16 protein-coding genes are annotated in these 18,733 nt (G+C 61.4%); 7 read left to right on the top strand and 9 right to left on the bottom strand.

All coding sequences use genetic code 11. The features are described 5' to 3' along the window. Window positions 1-24 precede the first annotated feature (24 nt). Both C495_RS11480 and C495_RS11475 read left to right on the top strand, forming a co-directional pair. Window positions 25-1,020: a glycosyltransferase family 2 protein gene (locus C495_RS11480; protein ID WP_008163053.1), complete on the top strand. Its 996-nt coding sequence runs from the start codon at window positions 25-27 to the stop codon at window positions 1,018-1,020. A gap of 176 nt (window positions 1,021-1,196) precedes the next feature. Beyond that, window positions 1,197-2,327 (top strand): sugar-transfer associated ATP-grasp domain-containing protein, encoded by a 1,131-nt coding sequence (locus tag C495_RS11475; RefSeq protein WP_049890286.1) that lies wholly within the window; start codon window positions 1,197-1,199, stop codon window positions 2,325-2,327. A gap of 57 nt (window positions 2,328-2,384) precedes the next feature. On the opposite strand, the gene C495_RS11470 is transcribed toward C495_RS11475, so the two are convergent. After that, window positions 2,385-3,713 (bottom strand): polysaccharide deacetylase family protein, encoded by a 1,329-nt coding sequence (locus C495_RS11470; protein WP_008163051.1) that lies wholly within the window; start codon window positions 3,711-3,713, stop codon window positions 2,385-2,387. A gap of 215 nt (window positions 3,714-3,928) precedes the next feature. Between C495_RS11470 and C495_RS11465 the strand changes: the two genes are divergently transcribed. After that, entirely contained in the window at window positions 3,929-5,620 is a 1,692-nt protein-coding gene (locus C495_RS11465) for an asparagine synthase-related protein (protein ID WP_008163050.1), read from the top strand. Window positions 5,621-5,874: 254 nt separating this feature from the next. Continuing rightward, window positions 5,875-6,327, top strand: a complete 453-nt coding sequence (locus C495_RS11460) for a hypothetical protein (RefSeq protein WP_008163049.1) — start codon at window positions 5,875-5,877, stop codon at window positions 6,325-6,327. Window positions 6,328-6,416: 89 nt separating this feature from the next. On the opposite strand, the gene C495_RS11455 is transcribed toward C495_RS11460, so the two are convergent. Further along, window positions 6,417-7,004 (bottom strand): DUF7344 domain-containing protein, encoded by a 588-nt coding sequence (locus C495_RS11455; RefSeq protein WP_008163048.1) that lies wholly within the window; start codon window positions 7,002-7,004, stop codon window positions 6,417-6,419. 388 nt (window positions 7,005-7,392) lie between these two features. Between C495_RS11455 and C495_RS11450 the strand changes: the two genes are divergently transcribed. Next, the gene (locus C495_RS11450; protein ID WP_008163047.1) at window positions 7,393-8,382 is read left to right on the top strand and encodes a DUF1616 domain-containing protein; all 990 of its coding nucleotides are present in this window, start codon (window positions 7,393-7,395) and stop codon (window positions 8,380-8,382) included. A 429-nt stretch (window positions 8,383-8,811) separates the two neighbouring features. On the opposite strand, the gene C495_RS11445 is transcribed toward C495_RS11450, so the two are convergent. The 4 genes from C495_RS11445 to C495_RS11430 all read right to left on the bottom strand — a co-directional run bounded on the left by C495_RS11445 (window position 8,812) and on the right by C495_RS11430 (window position 14,320). Beyond that, window positions 8,812-10,791 carry a hypothetical protein gene (locus C495_RS11445; protein WP_008163046.1) on the bottom strand — a complete coding sequence of 660 codons (1,980 nt, stop codon included), beginning with the start codon at window positions 10,789-10,791 and terminating at the stop codon, window positions 8,812-8,814. After that, window positions 10,781-11,743: a glycosyltransferase gene (locus C495_RS11440; protein WP_008163045.1), complete on the bottom strand. Its 963-nt coding sequence runs from the start codon at window positions 11,741-11,743 to the stop codon at window positions 10,781-10,783. Before C495_RS11440 ends, C495_RS11445 begins: the two co-directional genes overlap by 11 nt. Next, window positions 11,740-12,813, bottom strand: coding sequence for a DUF354 domain-containing protein (locus tag C495_RS11435; RefSeq protein WP_049890285.1), 1,074 nt, complete (start codon window positions 12,811-12,813; stop codon window positions 11,740-11,742). The genes C495_RS11440 and C495_RS11435 overlap by 4 nt, the downstream gene beginning before the upstream one ends. A 109-nt stretch (window positions 12,814-12,922) precedes the next feature. Continuing rightward, window positions 12,923-14,320, bottom strand: coding sequence for a nucleotide sugar dehydrogenase (locus C495_RS11430; RefSeq protein WP_008163043.1), 1,398 nt, complete (start codon window positions 14,318-14,320; stop codon window positions 12,923-12,925). A 513-nt stretch (window positions 14,321-14,833) separates the two neighbouring features. Here C495_RS11430 and C495_RS11425 point away from each other — a divergent pair. Both C495_RS11425 and glmS read left to right on the top strand, forming a co-directional pair. Continuing rightward, window positions 14,834-15,337, top strand: a complete 504-nt coding sequence (locus C495_RS11425) for a helix-turn-helix transcriptional regulator (protein WP_241430604.1) — start codon at window positions 14,834-14,836, stop codon at window positions 15,335-15,337. A 634-nt stretch (window positions 15,338-15,971) separates the two neighbouring features. Beyond that, on the top strand, window positions 15,972-17,780 hold the full coding sequence (gene glmS, locus C495_RS11420; protein WP_008163041.1) for a glutamine--fructose-6-phosphate transaminase (isomerizing): 1,809 nt from the start codon (window positions 15,972-15,974) through the stop codon (window positions 17,778-17,780). Window positions 17,781-18,057: 277 nt separating this feature from the next. Here the strand turns inward: glmS and C495_RS17860 are convergent, their stop codons facing one another. From C495_RS17860 to C495_RS11415, 3 genes are read right to left on the bottom strand one after another with little or no spacing between them, the layout of a single operon-like run. Next, window positions 18,058-18,258, bottom strand: coding sequence for a hypothetical protein (locus tag C495_RS17860; RefSeq protein ID WP_161605565.1), 201 nt, complete (start codon window positions 18,256-18,258; stop codon window positions 18,058-18,060). Beyond that, window positions 18,255-18,413 carry a 2Fe-2S iron-sulfur cluster-binding family protein gene (locus C495_RS18365; protein WP_241430603.1) on the bottom strand — a complete coding sequence of 53 codons (159 nt, stop codon included), beginning with the start codon at window positions 18,411-18,413 and terminating at the stop codon, window positions 18,255-18,257. The genes C495_RS17860 and C495_RS18365 overlap by 4 nt, the downstream gene beginning before the upstream one ends. Beyond that, window positions 18,350-18,721, bottom strand: a complete 372-nt coding sequence (locus C495_RS11415) for a 2Fe-2S iron-sulfur cluster-binding protein (protein ID WP_241430602.1) — start codon at window positions 18,719-18,721, stop codon at window positions 18,350-18,352. Before C495_RS11415 ends, C495_RS18365 begins: the two co-directional genes overlap by 64 nt. Window positions 18,722-18,733 lie beyond the last annotated feature (12 nt).

Below are 18,733 nucleotides of genomic sequence, written 5' to 3'. Positions count from 1 at the left end.
GGTGGCGACGGGTAGCTCCGGCAAATGACTCGTGTCAGCGTCATTATTCCGACGTACAACAGAGCGACGACGCTTCCCCGAGCGATCGACAGCGCCCTCACACAGACGGTCGACGACCTCGAGGTCGTCGTCGTCGACGACGGTTCGACCGACGAGACGGGGTCGGTACTGGCCAGCTACGACGATCCGCGGGTTCGCCCCGTCGTCCACGCGACCAATCAAGGAGCGAACGTCGCCCGAAATACGGGACTCGAGCACGCAGGCGGGGAGTACGTCGCCTTTCTCGACTCAGACGACGTGTGGCATCCCGAGAAACTCGAGCGCCAACTCGAGTGTCTCGAAAACCGCTCGAACGAGTGGGTCGGCACATACTGTGAGTCGGCGTTCGAACTCTCGGGGACGAGCGGTCGACTGCGGACGGCTGTTGCGTCCGTCCTCGCTCGCGGTGACGAAACGCCGACCAGAGAGGGCGGCGAGGAACTGGCCGGCGAGATTCTGGCGGACAACGTCCAGCCGGGGGCCGGGTCGACGCTGCTCGTCGAGACGAGTGTCGCCAGAGCAGCCGGCGGGTTCGACGAGACACTCGACCGGTTTCAGGACCCCGAGTTCTGTCTCCGGCTGCTCGAGCACGGCAAGCTCGCCCACGTCGACGACACGCTGGTTCGGCGCGAAGAGACCGGCACGCCCCCTGCAGACGTGATCAAAGACGCCAGCCAGCAGTATCTCTCGACGTACGAAGCTGAGGTGGAGTACTTCGAAACGGCTGGCTACGAGATCAGATCGACACACGAACTCATCCTCGCGAAGCAGTATTTCGCCGACGGGCGACCGCTGCGTGGCCTCTGGCACGCCCGCACGGCGTCGATCTCGGCGCGTCACGTCCCCGGTCTCTGTTGGGCCGCTGGGTCCGGTGTCCGACGGCGACCGGTCCCGGTCGCCACAACAGTCCTGATTCTGTTCGTCACAACCGTGCTGGTCTGGACGCTGCTGTCACAGCGTGTCCTCATGACGACGTCGTAGTCGGGCACAGCCGTCATCCCTCGGTGTGCGGACGTTGTGGCCGACACCTTGGACGACTGGCGGTATCCGACGAACGCCGGCAGCCCCCTCGAGAATCGGCGTGTCGTCACCCTGTTCGTGTTTGAAACGGTCTTTACCTATCCGTAACTAAGACACTCACGCTGGCATGGGTACTCGTGAGTATCCGATCGCTCTACCATACGGCCAGAGGTTTGCAGGGACTCGCCGCCGCCGAACGCGACTCGACGACGACACCATCGCTCCGTCGCCGGCTCTGGCTCTGGCGTCGCGGCTTTCTCAGCCAGTCCGACGCCGTCTACGACCTCGAGGAATCGACCTACGAGTCGTACGTCAGCGACTACCAGCGCTACGTGCGAACGAAACGGATCAACGGCACGTGGTCGGTCGCCCTGTCGAACAAACTCCTCTTTCACCGGGTGTTACAGCCGTTCGACGAGCGACGAATGACCGTTTACGGCATGCTCCGCGACGGAACGTATCACTCCGTCGACTCGCGCACCCCCCATCGAGAAGTGACTGACGGAGGGGCGGCTTCAGCCCCGGCCGAAGGGCGTCACGAACCGGCCTCGGAGACGGCGAATGCCGCCCAGCGAGTCGTCAGCCGACTCGAGGACGAGGGGCGACTGGTGCTCAAATGGGCCCACGGTGGCGGCGGGAACAACGTGTTCCTGTGTACGGACACCGACGACGGGTACCGGGTAAACGACGACCACTACACCGGGGCAGAGTTTCGGTCGCTGGTCGCCGGCCTCGAGGAGTATCTCGTCTGTGCGTTCGTCGAACAGGGCTCGTTTGCGACCGCGCGCTATCCGGAGACGCCGAACACCCTCCGGATCATCACGATGTACGACGACGTCGAAAACGAGCCGTTCATCGCTGCGGCGATTCACCGAATCGGCACGACGGAGTCGGCCCCACTCGACAACTTCACGCAGGGCGGGCTTTCGGCGTCGATCGACCTCGAGACAGGCGAACTCGGCCCTGGTGCACAGCCATCGACCGATGGTCGTGTCGAGTGGCATACGACCCACCCCGACACCGGCACACCGGTCGACGGGGAACTGATCCCGGGCTGGGAACGGATTCGAGCGCAACTGCTCGAGATGGCCGACGCCTGTTCGTTCGTGCCTTATATCGGCTGGGATGTCATCGTTACCGGGTCCGACGGCGAGTTTCGCGTCATCGAGGCGAACAGCTACCCCGGGCTCAAATCCATTCAGGTCCACGGGCCGCTGTTGGCTGACGAGCGCGTCCGGCGGTTCTACGAACGGACGGGTGTCTGTTAATCTGCAGAGAACGATAGCGACAAGCGGACCGCAGTCGACGACGAGCAACGAGAAAGATCAGTAGTGCTGGGCGGTCCGCATCTCCCAGAGGTCGTCGAACGTGATGACTTCGACGTCGGCGTCGTCGATGTGCTCGAGCAGCGCCTCGTAGTCGTCTTCGGGCATCGTGTTGTGCGATTCGAACGTGTGGAAGTTCAAGATCGTACACTGGTTGTGCGCCGCGGCGAGGTCGACACAGCGTTTCGAAATCTCGAGGTCGTTGCCGATCGTCCGTGGCAGTGCAAGCGGATCGAAGCCGTAGACGTTCGTCGTGTTGACGTTTCCAGCCTGATTGAACCCGCCGCAGTAGTGGTAGTCGGTCTTGTGCTCGAGGCTCGTCTTGTTGTAGCTGTTGTGCGGGTAGACGATGTAGTCGGCACCCTCGAACCCGTTGTCGATGTACCACTGTTTGTCAAACCGGAGTCGGGACTCCATCTCGTTCCCATCTTCGTACTCGTGAATCGGCGTGTGCGTGCCGTGGACGACGATCTGATCGCCCGCCTCTTGGCGCTCCTGCAGTTCCGAGACCGACATGATTCCGTCACGACCCTGTTCCGTCCAACTCGGCACCGGTGCCTGAACGGTTCGAAAGCCGTACTCGTCGTGCAGCGGAGAGGCGACGTCGTAGTAGTCACGGTCGCCGTCGTCCCAGGTCAGCATGACGTACCCCTGATCGGGCGTCTCGTGTGTCCGCAGGTCGTCGATCCAGACCTCCGCTTCGTCCATCGAATGCAGAACCTGTAGCTGGAGGGTCTCGAGCTGGTTCATCGTCGGTTCGTACTGACTTTGCTCGAAGACGCCCGGACTCGAGCGGAACCAGCCAATATCCGGGCTTCGGTACGTAATCTCCCGAAGCGAGTAGACTTTGGCGCTTCCGAACCGGTCGACAAGCCGGAGGTTGATGGTGATGCTTTGGGGAGTCGTTGTCCGCACAGCAAAGGAGAGATCCATGTCGGTCAGGTCCTCTCCCGAGAGGCTGCGTTCTGCGATGATGTTCTCGCTGCCGTCCGACTGGAGTTTGAAACTCTGGTCGCCGTCGTAGACGACGTCTTCGTCGGCTTCGCCGGACCCCTGGACGACCTCCCAGCCCTCGAGGTCGCTGAAGTCGTCGAAGGAGTCACCCGGCTGTCGATACTGCTCGCGACTGTTGTACTCGGTTTCGAGCGAGGGGATACCGTCGGCGAGCGCCGCAGCGGCCGATCGGCCCGCATCGTCCTCGTTCGGGGATTCGCTATCGGCACCGTCCGAGACTGACTCGAGACGATCAGTACAGCCCGCCAGTCCGGCGAGGCCAGCACCGCCCGCGAGTGCGAGCGCCCGTCGTCGCGTCATTCGGTTCTGTGACATTGGTAGCCGACACTCTCGGCAGCGCGACCATTATTATGGATTTGATAGTCGTGCAACGGCGTCGCTCACAGCAGCGTTCGCCGGCCGACTGAGCGCTTAACGGTGGCATAGTTAATGGCGACACGATCAGAGAGAAGACCAGTTGCGCGTATGCGGGTGCGCTGTTGGCTTCGGTCGACAGCGCACTTCTCGATCGTGTACGGTGATCTTCGACGATGAACAGGGAACTCTTCGGGGTGTTCGGCGGTATCGAGACGTTTGACCGGTTCAGATCCAGCGATGAGTTCGACGAGATCGTTGCTGGACCGACGGTAACGGTCGGAATCAGGGATGCCGACCTCGGAACGCCCGGCTGGAGCGCGCGATACACCGGCGACGACGGAATCTGTGTCATCTGGGGCGAAGTGTACGTCCCCGATGACGGCGCGAACGCCGCACGCTGGCTCATAGAGCAGTATGAGACCGATGGACGCGACGCCCTCTCAGCACTCAACGGCTCGTATCTCGCGGTTCTCGACACCGCAAGCAGCGACGGTGCCCTCGTCGCCACGGACCCGGTTCGATCGCGGGAGTGTTTCTACACCGACGATCCCGGGGTTCGTGTCTTTGGAACGGACGCCGCTGCGGTCGGTCGAACGATCACGGAGCCAACGATCGATCGACGCGGCGTCCTCGAGTTCCTCCATCTCGGCGTCATCCTCGGGGAAAAAACCGCGGTCGAGGAACTCACTCGACTCCCGATCGATAGCTCCCTAACCGCAGACTCGGTCGAGTCATTCCACCGATTCGTCTACCAGCCACAGGAGTTCGAGTACGCGACCGAACTCGCCGAACGACTCGACCGGGCATTTCGCCGGCGGTCGTCGTTGCCCGGGCGAAAAGGCGTGCTTCTCTCGGCCGGCTACGACTCGCGGATCATCCTCTCGCAAGTGTCCGATATCGAGCACAGCTACACGGTCGGGTCGCCGGATGCACAGGAGGTCCACGGAGCGAGACGGCTTGCCGCCCAGTACGACTCGGATCACACTGCATTTGCGCCGGACGAGCGCTACCTTCGTCCCGACGAGTCGAAGATCCGTTACTCGCAGGGGATCAAAGAGTCGCTTCATATCCATCACGCCGGCTACACCGACGAAATGGCCGTCGACACGATGTATCACGGCCTTCTCTGTGATACGTTCTTCCGCGGCCACTTCACCGCAGAGGACACCATCGACGTTCTCGATAAACGGATTCCACTCGGGCGACTCGACCCCGATCCGGACCCCATCGACACGCTCCTCGAGAAGTTCGGATACGACCGCACAGCCAGTCGCGAACTCGCCGAACGAACGCCGTTCGACACCGATCCGGAGCCGTTCGTCCGGAACGCGATCGCCGATGAGTTCGACTCGAGACGCGCACGTGCGGACACGGTACAGAACACACTCACCTGCGTCGGCATCGCCAACCAGCCGTCGATCCCGTTTCACAACCACCTCTCAGACCACTTCGTGACCTCGTTTCTGGCGACGGATCGCGAACTGGTCGACTGGCACCTTCAGACGCCGCCGGCGTATCGAACGACCGAGACCTTTCTCGAGGCATGCCAACAGCTCGACGCGGACATTTTGCGACATCGACCGCCAGACCGGCCACACGACAGCCACCTCTTCAACGAGGTTGAGGGGTTCGTGCGCCGAAAGACGCCGTTTCTCCCGTCGTTTCAACCGCCGTGGCCGAATCGCGAGGTCCTGTTCGATCGAGACGACCTCGATCAACGGCTGCTCGGCGATGCAACGGCCGTCCACCCGCTTCCGGCCCGACACAAGCTACGACTCACCGATCTTCGAGGCTGGCTTGAGGGCTGGTCGGGCCCAAAACCGAAGTTGGTTTCAGCGGTCAGCCCCCCACAGTCTCAGCCATAATACCACATCCGAGAAGAGTAACAATAGTTGATAGCTAACAGGCTATTAACACATAGTTCTCTGTAGAATCGCATGAAATGCTGGAATGAAACACTCTAAGAAGGAGATAGTTCTTCCGTAATCGTGGAACCGTGAGAATACTTATATACCAATGGGTTTTAGCGTGGAATATGCGTCTGACACCGTCTTGGTTGCGCTCTTCAGCGGACAGTGCTCCAGAAGAGCGACCGGGAGATGCAGACACCACGTCGGGGGTGACTATCTATTACTCTCCACCGAACGAACTCGCCGAGACAGACGAAGTAACAGAGCGTGCGCTGGAGTTCATTCCCGAGTCGGATGCCGCGCTGGTCGGTGTTCTCGACGAGATGGGAACGCCGACGACTGTCGATGAAGTTACCGATCAACTGATACGGCCCGCACAGCCCTCCATCGACACCTGGGCGACCGTACACGAGAAACTCCATCAGGATCGGCTCCCGGAACTCGACACATCGGGATACATCGAGTTCGACAGGAGCCAAGGGATGATCGAGTGTCAGACATCCTATGCGAGCACGGAGTCGCGGCTGCCATCGGCCATGCCGTGGTCTTCGTTGCGGACGGTCTCGGTTGTGCTTGCGACACTGATCGCGCTTGCGGCGGTGGCCGTGTTGGCACTCGCGATCGTCACAGGGATGGTTTCGATTCCGTCGATCACGCTCTAATACGGATTGTCGTCGTCACGGCCCTCAATTATTGATCCCGATGTCCGTGATCGTGACAGTAGCCCGCAGAAATTACGCGCTAGCCGCGCTCAGTTGAGAAGACGGCTGATAGTCAACACAGTAAACAGGAGGAGAATCGACGCGCTCAGCGCGATCCCGGAGAGCAACGAGAGAAACGGCAGTTCGATCACGGCGCCGATCAGGACGACATAACAGAGGACTGTCGCGCTGATATAGTAATCGTCCCAGTCCGTGCCCGACTCCGCTTTGTCCGTCGAGTCGACGGACGGCTCTATCTGGAGATACTGATCGATCTGGTCAGCAAGCGGTTTTCGAACGACGATACCACGGTTTTGCTGATAATCGATAATCCCGGCCTTGTCGAGCTTCGAGAGGTGTGACTGGTAGAGGGGGATGTAGACTCGCTGGCGCTGTGTCGATGTGAGCGCCTCGACAGTCGTCTCGTGTTCCCACGCAGCGACCTGCTCTGCAATATCACGCATGCGAACCGGGCCGTCCGTATCACGGAGGTATCGAAGAACCAGCCGACGACGTTCGTTTTGCAGGAGATGGAAGATTTCGTCTTTCGAGAACGCAGGCTCTTCGGCAGCACACGCTGATTCACCGCTCGAATCTGCCTCACCCTGTTGTTCTGAGCTGATATATGTCGATTTCATCGCACCGATCCTCCCTAATCAGAAGTGGGTAATAAAGGATTTGATCCGTACATTCTGCTGAATTATACTTTCAGTATTTTCAGCGATCGGATTCGCTCTTCATAGTTTTTCAAAACCACTATAACACAGGCCTCAGTGGTTATTACAGGTATATCCAGATATTCGCCCCGTATTTATTTCGCTAGATTTGGTAGAATATATTCGCCAATCTTCTACCCAATTTACGACTGTTTCTGTTTCTACAACTGTTCAAAGCCGTCCGACGAAGGCCGGTCAGAATAGCTCTCGAGAGAATTATAGGTCTCCGTCTGACGGACGTCATATCGACCCGGTCGGACGGGGCTTACTTGGGCGATAATAAACCATCGCCACACCGAGTCTCGGAAATATGAGCGATACTCACTGGTGGTTCTCAGACCTCGCAGTCGTCATCGTGGTCACTGGCGCACTCACGCTCGGGGTATTTTCTGGCATCGATGGACCTGCAAGGATTTTGTTGCTGATTCCGCTACTCCTCTTTTTCCCCGGGTATGCGCTCGTTTCAGCCATGTTTCCGGATCGGCCGAACGACGACTATCAGTCGTTCGACGAAGAGAAAACAGGACTCGGAAATCCACTGCTGGTAACCGGCGGGTTGGAGACGGTTGAGCGATTCGTCCTGTCAACGGTTTTTAGCGTTGCACTCGTCTCGGCGATTGCCCTTCTGACGTCCGTGACCCCAGGGGGTTTGATGCTCGAAACCGTGTTGTCTGGAATCGCGGTGACGACCGTCGTGCTGTCACTGATCGCGATCGGATCTCGCTATCGGTGTCCACCGGCCCAACGGTTTACGCCTGCGCTCTCTCTCGAGGCCGTGTTCTTCACCCAGCGACGACCCACCGCGTACGACCAGACGAGCACGCGGCCGTACAACGTGGCGATCGTGATTGGGTTGCTCCTCCTCGTTGCGAGCGGCGGCTTTGCGATCGCGAACCCACCACAACACGACGGGTTCACCGAGTTTGCGGTCGATACCGAACCCGTCACTGGCGAGACCGAAACCATGTACGAGTCGTCGTACACCGCTGGAGAACCCCAGGAGCTACAGGCCACGATCACCAACCGTGAACACGACGAGCGAACCTACACGACCGTCGTCTTGCTCGAGCGGGTAAGCTACGACGGTGACGACGTGACCGTCCACGAAACGGCAGAACTCACCCGGCAGTCGGCGACCGTCGACGACGGCGACACACAGCAGCAGACACTCGAGATCACACCGTCGATGGACGGCGAGGAGTTTCGGCTGACGCTGTTGCTCTACGACGGTGAGCCGCCAGCATCGCCAACGGCCGAGAACGCGTATCGGACGGTTCAGCTCCCGATCGAACTCGAGTAGCTGTCGGTGTCCCAGCGTCGATCGATCCTCGAGGCGGACTGGTTCGGTGGGGTCGATGATGATCGAGCTGTGACTGGTAGCCGTTGTCCAGTGGAGTTCACTCGAGAACGGAGATCCGAACGGTCGGTGGAAGATGGCTACTGACGGATCGAACACGCCTTCAGGATCTGTCCTCGAGTCGTGGTTCGAACGGCGACCGACATCGTCAGTTGATGGCTCTAAGAGACACGCTCAGTGGTGGACACTGTGGCGCGTGAACGAGACCATGTGACCACCCATTCGAGAACCAGTGAGTTGCTGAGAAGGAGTGTCGTCGTCAGTGACTGCCGGTCACCGATCCGTGGCTGGCAATCGGCGAGAACTCGGAACAACAGCCCTCTGAGTGGATATCCAACGTGAGCAACCGCCGCTGGCAGCCCGCCGAATCCGTCACCGAGAGGCCGGCGAAGCCGCACACATCGTCACGTCACCGTTCGTGTAGAGGGTGGCCTGTGCCGGCCCACAGAGCCGTGACTGGGTGACCTGTTCGATCCGGCCACTTCCGTCGGCGTCGCTGAAGTACGTCGCACTGGTCGACTGTGCCGACCGATAGACGACGTAATCGTGCTCGGCGACACCCCCGTCGGGCACCGTCGCTGTCGTCGTCGACGGATACGCGCCCGTCCGACTGAACACCGTCTGGTACGGATGATCAGTGTGGAGTTGCTGATCCGGACGGATCTCCTGACCGCTCGGCGAGCCGGTCATGGCACCGATCGACTCGACGGCAGCGAGTTCCGATTCGTCGTAAGCGAGCCGTTCGTGTTGTTCGTCAAAGACCGGGTTGTCGACGTTGCTCTCGACCGCGAAGATCATCGCACCCGGATAGATGAGCACGAACAACAGGAGGACGGAGACGACGACCCCGGGCTTGAGGCTCTGACTGAGCGTTCGAAGCCCGATCGCACCGAGGATCGCCATCGGTGCAAACAGGAACGCAAACCAGCGAGTCGGAATGAAGTTTCTGATCCCGAACATCGGCAACCCGAGGACGAACACCAGCATGAACGCCGCGGCCAACAAGAGCGTGAACACGGACTGTTCGGCCCGTCGCCTGTGAACGACGTACAGACAGCCGACGAACGTCGCGCCGAGCAAGAACAGGAAGCCAAGGGCGTCGACGTAGGGAACGACTTGCTCGAGGAGTGTCGGTGCCGCCTCGGCACCCGCGTCGGCTGTCTCGGCCGAGGTATCGCTTGCGATGTTGAGGAAGCCGGCACTTTCCTCGAGGGTCTGGCTGAAGTAGCTCAGGACGGTCGCGAGAAACGACTGCTGACGATAGGGTGTCAGCGACCAGACGAAGATCGTCAGCCCGATGTTGAAAGCAACGAGCCCGACGAGGTTGACCGGCTTTTTGGCCCGGAAGACGCTCGTGTCGAACCGCGTCAGTCCGAGTGGCCCGACCTCGAAGACGAGCTGTGCGAGAAACGCTGCGAGTAACAATACGAGCATGATGAACGTCGACACCTGGTGGGTGAGGATGACGGCGACGCTCATCAACAACAGCAACGAGAAGTCACGCACGGTGTACTCGATTCGCATCACTCGGATCAACGCATACACCATGCCGAGGAAGAAGACCAGCCCCAGACTCGTTGGGATCAGATGAAGCCCCCACATCGAGACGTGGCTCGCAAACGCAAAAAGCGCCGTCGCCAGCGTTGCCCATCGCTGTGAGACGAGGAGGTTCGTGGTCGCGTAGACGAGCAACACCGAGAGTGGCATCACGATCCCGACGGAGAGGTACAATGCGACGCGAAACGGGACATCGTAGAGCAGCGAGGAGGCGGCGACCAGCAGATGGTAAAACGGGGAGGCGTAGTGTTTGTCGTCGGAAATCCCGGCGACGGACCGCTCCTCGAGGATCGCGTGTGTGAGCTCCGCATGGGTCCAGACGTCGATACCGACGTACCCCGTCGTCGCATACAGCGCGGTAAACCGGAAGACGACCGCAAAGAGGACGATCTGAAACAGGAGGAGCCCCGGGTTGAAATCCCGGTCGCTCGTGAACACGATCTGGCCGACGATGAGCGTCCCGACGACGCTCGCCAGCCCGAAAAAGAGCGCGGTCCGTGTCCCCTGAACTGTCGTCAGGACCACCAAGGCTGAAAGCCCGGTGAGCACGGCAGCCGGAAGCGCCATCGAGACGGGCGATGGCAGCGTCGGAATCGTCGATGCGTTCTCCCGGTGATAGAGGCCGATGAGATATAGCAGACACGCAGTCCCAAGGACGATTGGAACGGTGTTGAGATACAGCTGTGACGCGAAAAACCGCAGTGGGAGCAGTGCCAGTGCGATCAGGAGACCGGCGATCGCCGCGACGGTGTCGAGCCGGAACGGACGAAGTTCCGAGATCGATTTATATCCCATGGCCGGCCTCCGTTCGGCGACTCGTCGGCTCGTCTCGACCGAGGACGCGACGATACAGCCCGTGAAGGCTCTCGCCCAGCGCCTCGATGCCGAGTCCATCGATCGTGTCGCAGCCGTTAGCTCTGCTGTCCGATTCGATGACGGCCTCGAGGCCGTCGATCAACGCGTCGTCGTCGTCGCTGACGACGCAGTTGTGCACGTCTCCGACAGTCTCGCGGACGAATCCAACGTCGGTCGAGACGACCGGAAGGCTACATGCGGCGGCTTCTTTGACAACCATCGGCCCACTCTCTCGCTTTGAGGTAACGAGCAGAACATCGCTTGCGTTCATATAGGCGGGTATTTTATCATGGTCGACCCCGGTGACCGTACGGAGTTCGAGGTCGATGTCGGCCCGGTCGACGAGCCGACGAGCGCGAGCGTAATCTTTCACGCCACGGCTGGAGTCGTACGGAAAGAGCGCGATCGGTCGATCGGTGTCCCAGCCAATACGGTCCCGGGCCGCCGCTTTGGGCATCGGTCGAAAGAGCTCCGTGTCGACGCCGAACGGAATGAGTTCGTGGTCGGCCTCGAGTGTGCGTGCCATCGTTCGGGTGGGAACAACCGTCGCGGTCGCGTGGCGGGCGCTGTGTTGGCTGAGCGAGCGCAGCCACGACTGCTCGCTCATCAGGTCCGTTCCCCACAGGGTCAGGATCACTGGCCGAATCGGCTGTGCGAGAGCGAACGGCGCGACGAGCCCGTAGTTCGCGTGGACCAGATCGTACTCACCGGAGCGAAGTTCCGAGAGGATCTTCGGGTAAAACCGCAGGTAGTCCGTCGGCGAGCGGGTCGAATCGCCGCGGTGTGCGCCGGGGACGCTACAGACGGTACAGTCGACGCCACGCGCCTCGAGTGCCGACACCTGCTGGTCGAAAAACGGCCGCGGGGAAGTAACCAACTGGAGGACCTTCATGATTCGCTCGGGTTGGTTGCGGATGGTGATCGGTTCGACGCCTGTGGCTCCGTGACCGTCTCGAGTTGTCGGACGACGAATGCCGTCACGTCGATCCGATCCTCGAGCAGGCGCTTGCGCCGCCGTGTCCACGTCTCGGCGGGCGCCTCGAGAACTGCGCTCGTTTTCTCGAGTGCGCGCGTGTGGCGATCCGAGCCGTTGAACCCGAACAACAGCCCGTACTCGGCCTCGAGTTCAGCCGTGTAGCCGAGCGACGCTGGATTCACGTAGATCGCCGGCGTCCCGAGCACCGCTGCCTCGGCGGCGGTCGTTGCCCCTTCACTGACGACCACGTCGGCGACGGCGAGCAGGTCGTGCATTCGCTCCGGCGACGTCCGAAACTGGTAGGATGCGAGGTCGGCTGGGGGCTCGCCTTCCACGGTCAGCAGGACCGAACAGCCCGCGGCCTCGAGCCGATCGATGACCTCGCGTGGGTCGTCGAACCCGCCGTGGCCGACGTCGTGTGAGGCTTCCCAACTGCTGAGTCGGACGAGAGCGAACCGGTCGTCGGGCTCGAGCCCGACGTCCTCGAGGACTGTCGGATCAGGCTCGAAGCGGTCGGGGTGGAGATAGGCGAGTTCGTGATACCCCGGATACGTCCGCTGGGCCGGGCCGATCTCGCCGCGGTAACACGATGGCGTACAGATTACGTCCGCGAACGGGTAGGCGAGTTTCGTGATGAGCGTCGCGTGTTCGGTGTCGTAGAACACGACGCTCTTCGTGCCCAGCACCGACGCCACGTGGGCAGCGGCGACGCCACCGATCGCCGTGATCACGTCCGGCTTGATCCGTCGCGCCCGGGCCAGCAGTCGCATCTCGTAGGTCGCCTGTACGGCCGCCAGCGAGAGCAGCGAGTCCGACTCGCCGGCCAGTACCTCGTGGTCGATGTCGTACGCCTCTAAGAGTGCGATCGCCACGTCACTCTCGCGGGCGAAGACGTGGACCTCGTGGCCACGGGCGCGCAACTCCGCGATGGGATGGCGAAAGAAGTGGACGTGGCCGGGATGTTGGATCGTCACCACGACTCGCATCGTCACGCCACCTCCATGATGTGCGTCCCGTGTCGACCGGCGACGGCAGCCGACAGCATGCGCCGCGTCGCCGATTCGGCTCCGCTGTCGGCGGGGTGACTCCGAGGGCTCATAACCGGCGGTAGACAAACCCCGCGTCGGTGGCTGTGGCTTCCTCGAGTGTGCCAGTGACGTCGATCAGTGCGGGATTCTCGGCGAGTTCAGTCGACACGGCCTCGAGATCCAGTCCCTCGAACTCCTCGTGCGGAGTCGCGAGCATGATGGCGTCGATCCCCTCGAACGAGAGTCGCTGTTGAGCGTGGATTCCGAAGCGGTCCTCGATCGTCTCGTCGTCGACGAACGGATCGAAGCCTTCGATGTCGATTTCGTACTCCTGAAGGGTGTCGATGACGGCTTCGACCTTCGAGCTTCGAACGTCGCCGACGCCGGGTTTATAAGCCAGCCCAAGCACCAGCACCCGACTCTCGCGAAGCGTCTTGTGACACTCGTTGAGCGCCTTGATCGTCAGTTCGGCGACGTGGTCGGGTACCGACTCGTTTACCTTTCGACTCATCTGCATGAGTTCCGGTTCGAACCCTTCCTGAGCCGACCGGTAGGTGAAAAAGTACGGATCGACGGGAATGCAGTGGCCACCGACCAGACCCGGTCGGTAATCGTGGAAGTTCCACTTCGTGCCCGCGGCCTCGAGGACCGCCTGTCCGTCGACATCCAGACGCTCGAGTGCCATCGAAAGTTCGTTGACGAACGCGATGTTGAGGTCTCGCTGGGTGTTCTCAACGACCTTGCAGGCTTCGGCGACCTCGATCGATGGGGCTCGGTGGACGCCTGCGTCGACGACCGACTCGTACAGCGTCGCCACGTCATCGAGCACCTTTTCGTTCTGTCCACTGACGACCTTGACGACGTCTGCGAGGCCGTGTGCGTCGTCGCCGGGCGTTGCGCGCTCGGGCGAGTAGCCGACGAAGAAGTCCTCGCCTGCGGTGAGGTCGGATGCGTCCTCGAGTGCCGGGACGAGGACGTCACGCGTCGAGCCGGGGTAGACGGTCGACTCGAGGATAACTGTGCTCCCGGGGTTCATCTTCGAGCCGACGGTGGTCGCCGCGCTTTCGATGTAGCTGAGGTCGGGTCGGTTGTCCTCATCGATCGGCGTCGGGACGGCGATGATGATGTAGTCTGCATCGCTGATCTGGCTCGCGTCGGTTGTGTAGGAGATATCGCCGTCCTGAATCGCGTCATCGGAGAGATCGCCGGTCGTGTCGACGCCCGATTGGAGCTGGTCGACTGTCGATTCGTCGATGTCGTAGCCGACGACGCGGTAGTTCGACTGTGCAAACCCGACTGCAAGCGGGAGTCCGACGTAGCCGAGTCCGACGACACAGATCGTTGCCTCCCGAAGCGGTTGCTCGGTATGCTGGAGGGTTGTTCCGTCGTCACCCGTCTGCAGTGAGTACTGATCGGTCGCTCGGTCGCTCGCTCGCTTTTCGGTGTTGCTGATTGTCGTGGTCATGGCTGATTCGGTGTCACTGGACCGTCACACGAGTGCGACGGTGGCTCCGGTCCGATGCCGTCCGCAACTCACGGGTAGTCCTCAATCCGGCCAACTCCGTGTGGTGGGTTTACTATACCTCGAATAAACCGGTTGTAGCAGCGTCATCCGACGAGAACACCGCTTTCGGAGGGGGTTGCGGCCGCTACAGTCGTTTCGCCTCGAATCGCCCGTCTGAGCGTTTAAACCGTTGTTAAACGAGGATATGCGAATCCATAATGAAGGCACCAGCGTCCGAATCACCAGTGCGGTCGGCGAGGTCACAGTTGCAGTGGTCGACCACGCACCGGCCGTCTCAAAACCGCGAAACCCATGGTATCAACTTCCCAGATCGGAATCGGAACCACGCTCCGGTCGAGTTACACGCCGATCTCGACCGACAGCGTGTCGGCTTTGAGTTCCCATCTCGACGGACAGACGACCGCATCGCCAGTCCTCGGAGCGAGTGATCTGCCCGGAGGATTGTTCTCGTGGATGTCACTGCTGCAGGTTTCATCGCTCTGGGAAGCTGCCCTGATCGTGGTGCTGTTCTTACTGATCGGCGGGCTGGTCGGTGTCCGCCTCGCCGAGACAGTGTCGAACCGAACTGTCGATATCGCGACAGATGCCCCAGTATCGGCGACAGCGGCCGACCCAGCAGCGACAGGCGAGCGAGCGACCGAATCGACACCGACCAACAGCTCACCCACCGAGACCCAGTCATACGACCAGTATTTCGAACCCGACACACCCTCGAAACTCCTGAGCGACGAGGGACTGGTGGTTCGGCTGCTCATCGCAAACCACGGCCGCATTCGCCAACACCGAATCGCTGAAGAGACCGGGTGGTCGAAGTCGAAAGTCAGCCGGATCTGCTCGCAGATGCACGACGACGGGATGATCGAAAAGACATCGGCTGGCCGAGAGAACGTCATCATCCTGTCCGACCGGTCACCCGACGAAACCGAGTCAGACGACGTCGAGAACCCGGTTCCGTAACCACGTCGCGATCCGAACTGCTCGACACGGACAGCGGACACCGACGCAGTTTGAACCGATCACACCGTCACCGTCGGCACTCGTTGTCCACGCACTCGAGTGCGATTCGTGTGTGAACCGTGCGTTCGCCACCGGCCGTCCTCGGTGACGCCACAACAGTACGAAATCAGTTCGTGAACGGTTTTGATCGAGTCGCTTGTGGCTCGAGTCGGCTGGCTCCGACCCTCGGCTTACGGTATCGGCCGGTTTTCGTCGCGGAATCGGCGTGTGTCACGCGTACTTCGAGATCGGATCGACCCTGGCGACGCTCGTGGGTTGCATCCCACACCGATACGTGTCTGACGTTGATTGTGAAATCTGCAACCGAGCGCTGGCATACACAGCCGAAAGCGACTGTCTTATTCGTGGTATAGTAATGGGCGCTCTCCGAGTTGATGTGTGTAGAGACCCGACGGCCGGTAATCGGCGAACACGGGTCGGTGACAACAATGACATACACGCGTACTGCATCACAGGCAGCCGCCCCGAACCGACTGGATACGACCGTCACGTGCACAGCCCGTCCCGTTCGATCCCGTTCGGACGGCGATGTGACGTGGTCGACGGCCGCCACGCGAACGGAGGTGAGCCACTAATGTGTGGCATCATCGCGCGTATCGGTCACGGAGACGCAGCAGAGACACTCCTGTCCGGGCTCGAGAACCTCGAGTACCGAGGGTACGACTCTGCCGGCATCGCCGTCCAGAACGGCTCCGGCGTCAAGGTCCACAAATGCTCGGGTGAGGTATCCGACCTGAAATCGACCCTGAGTGGGCGTCCGAACGGGAACATGGGCATCGGCCACACGCGCTGGAGCACTCACGGGCCGCCGACCGACGAGAACGCCCATCCGCATACGGACACCGTCGGCGACGTCGCTGTCGTCCACAATGGCGTCATCGACAACTACGACGAGCTTCGAACGGAGCTCAAAGCGAAGGGCCACGAGTTCGAAAGCGACACCGACACGGAAGTGATCCCCCATCTCATCGACGAGTACCGGGAGACCACCGGCGACACCGAACTGGCGGTTCGACGGGCCGTCGAGACGCTCGAGGGCAGCTACGCGATCGCCGCGATCGTCGACGGCGAGGAGGCGGTGTACGCCGCCCGGAAAGGCTCGCCGCTCGTGCTCGGGCTGGACGACGAGGAGTGGTTCCTCGCCAGCGACGTCCCGGCGTTTCTCGATCACACCGACGAGGTCATCTACCTCGAGGACGGCGACCTCGTCGTGCTCGAGCCCGACTCCTACCGGATCAGCGACCTCGAGGGGACGCCGGTTGAGCGAGCGGTCGACACCGTCGACTGGGACCCCGAGGATGCAGGGAAAGGCGAGTACGACCACTACATGTTAAAAGAGATCAACTCGCAGCCGACCGCGCTCTCGAACACGATCGAGGGCCGGATCGAAGACGGTGAGGTCGCCTTCGAGGAGCTCCCGGCCGGCTCGTTTGCGGACGTAGAAACCGTCCAGTTCGTCGCCTGTGGGACCTCCTATCACGCTGCGATGTACAGTGGACAGCTGTTGCGAGCCGCAGGAATTCCGACGGAAGTCCTCCGTGCGAGCGAGTACGAGGCGACGTCGGGACCCGTCGACGAGAACACGCTCGTCGTCGCCGTCACCCAAAGCGGCGAGACGGCTGACACACTCGATGCCGTTCGAACGGCCACCGCTCGCGGTGCACGCTCGCTCGCCGTCACAAACGTCGTCGGCTCGACGGCCGCCCGTGAGGCCGACGACGCGATCTACATCCGCGCCGGCCCGGAAGTCGGCGTTGCGGCGACGAAGACCTACTCCTCGCAGGCAGTCACGCTCGCGTTGCTCACCCAGCGGCTTGCGGCTGACGTGCCGACGGCGACGCCCGCCGACGACCGCGACGCGATGCTCGAGACACTCGCGGACCTCCCGGAACACGTCGAGACCGTCCTCGAAACCACGACAGCCGAGCAACTCGCCGAGGAGACCTTAGACAGCACGTCGTACTTCTTCATCGGCAGCCGACTCGGCCACTCCGTCGCGCTCGAGGGGGCGTTGAAGTTCAAGGAGATCACCTACGAGCACGCGGAAGGCTTCGCCTCGGGCGAACTCAAACACGGGCCGCTCGCGCTCGTCACCGACGAGACGCCGGTGATCGCGGTGTTGACCGGCAGCGGCGTCGAGAAGACGAAGACGAACGCGATCGAGGCCAACTCCCGTGGCGCGCCGATCATCGCCGTCGGCCCGGACGACAACCCCCTCGCTGACGTCGCCGACGCGAAGCTGTCGGTTCCCGAGACCCACCCGGTCTGGGCGGGGCTGCTCGCAAACGTCCAGTTGCAACTGCTCTCTTACCACGCGGCGGACCTGCTCGAGCGACCGATCGACAAGCCACGCAACCTCGCAAAGAGCGTCACGGTCGAATGATCGGCCCGACCCGTTTGTAGCGCCGATTCCGACGGCTCGAGTATCGACGAGAGAGCCGCTGTTTTCCGACACAGGCGCTCATTCTTCCAGATATATCTCTCGAAACGCCTTTATTTTAGATATATGTCTAGTCCTAGAACGAATAATGGTACAAATATCCACAAAGTATTTGTTGCCGGGATGAACGTGATTCACTGACCGACGACAGTCATAGAATCCACATGATTATCGACTGGATCAAACAGTACACCGATGCGGATCGACACGCGCTCGTTCACTACGAGTGCCGGCGTTGCGGGACGACACTCACAGCTGACGACACGACGTGCCCGGTCTGCGGGTCGGACGAGGTCGCGACGATCCCGTTGTAGGGGTTGTCATCCTCACGGCTGCGCTCGTCCTCGAGGCCGGGCGGACTCCGCCAGCCCCAAGCGAAGCGCCGAGAGAGCAGCCCAGCGCCGACGGCGACGTCGATCACTCGTCAGCAAGGTGGGCGACCTCGAGTTCGAAATCGTCCTCGGGGGAGGCAACACAGGTCAGCACCCAGCCGTCCTCGAACTGGTCGTCCGTCAGGAAATCGTTGCCATCGTGGCTGACGACCTCGGTGGCATCGCCGTCGTATCTCCGGTACATTGGCCACCGGTGCCGACCTCACACGAGTACGGAATCTCGACGCCGGTCTCGAGTGCTGGAGCGAGCAGGTCTTCGTCCGCTCGAACTGCGACCGTCTCGTCGTGGTCGAGATAGACGACCTCGTAGGTCGCTACGTCGTCCTCAGCAGGGTCGTCATCCGTACAGCCCGCGATTGCGACGACGCCAGCGCCACTGATCGCCGTTAACAGTCGGCGACGCTCGGCGTCGGGCAGCGCTCGAGAAATCGCCGCCATCGACTCAGTGGCGTCCATCGGCGCCGCAGCGTCACCGTCTGATCGGTCACTCACAGACCGGTCCTA

It is taken from the genome of Natronorubrum sulfidifaciens JCM 14089, assembly GCF_000337735.1.
Classification (GTDB): domain Archaea; phylum Halobacteriota; class Halobacteria; order Halobacteriales; family Natrialbaceae; genus Natronorubrum; species Natronorubrum sulfidifaciens.
This window is presented reverse-complemented; position numbering and strand designations above follow the sequence as displayed.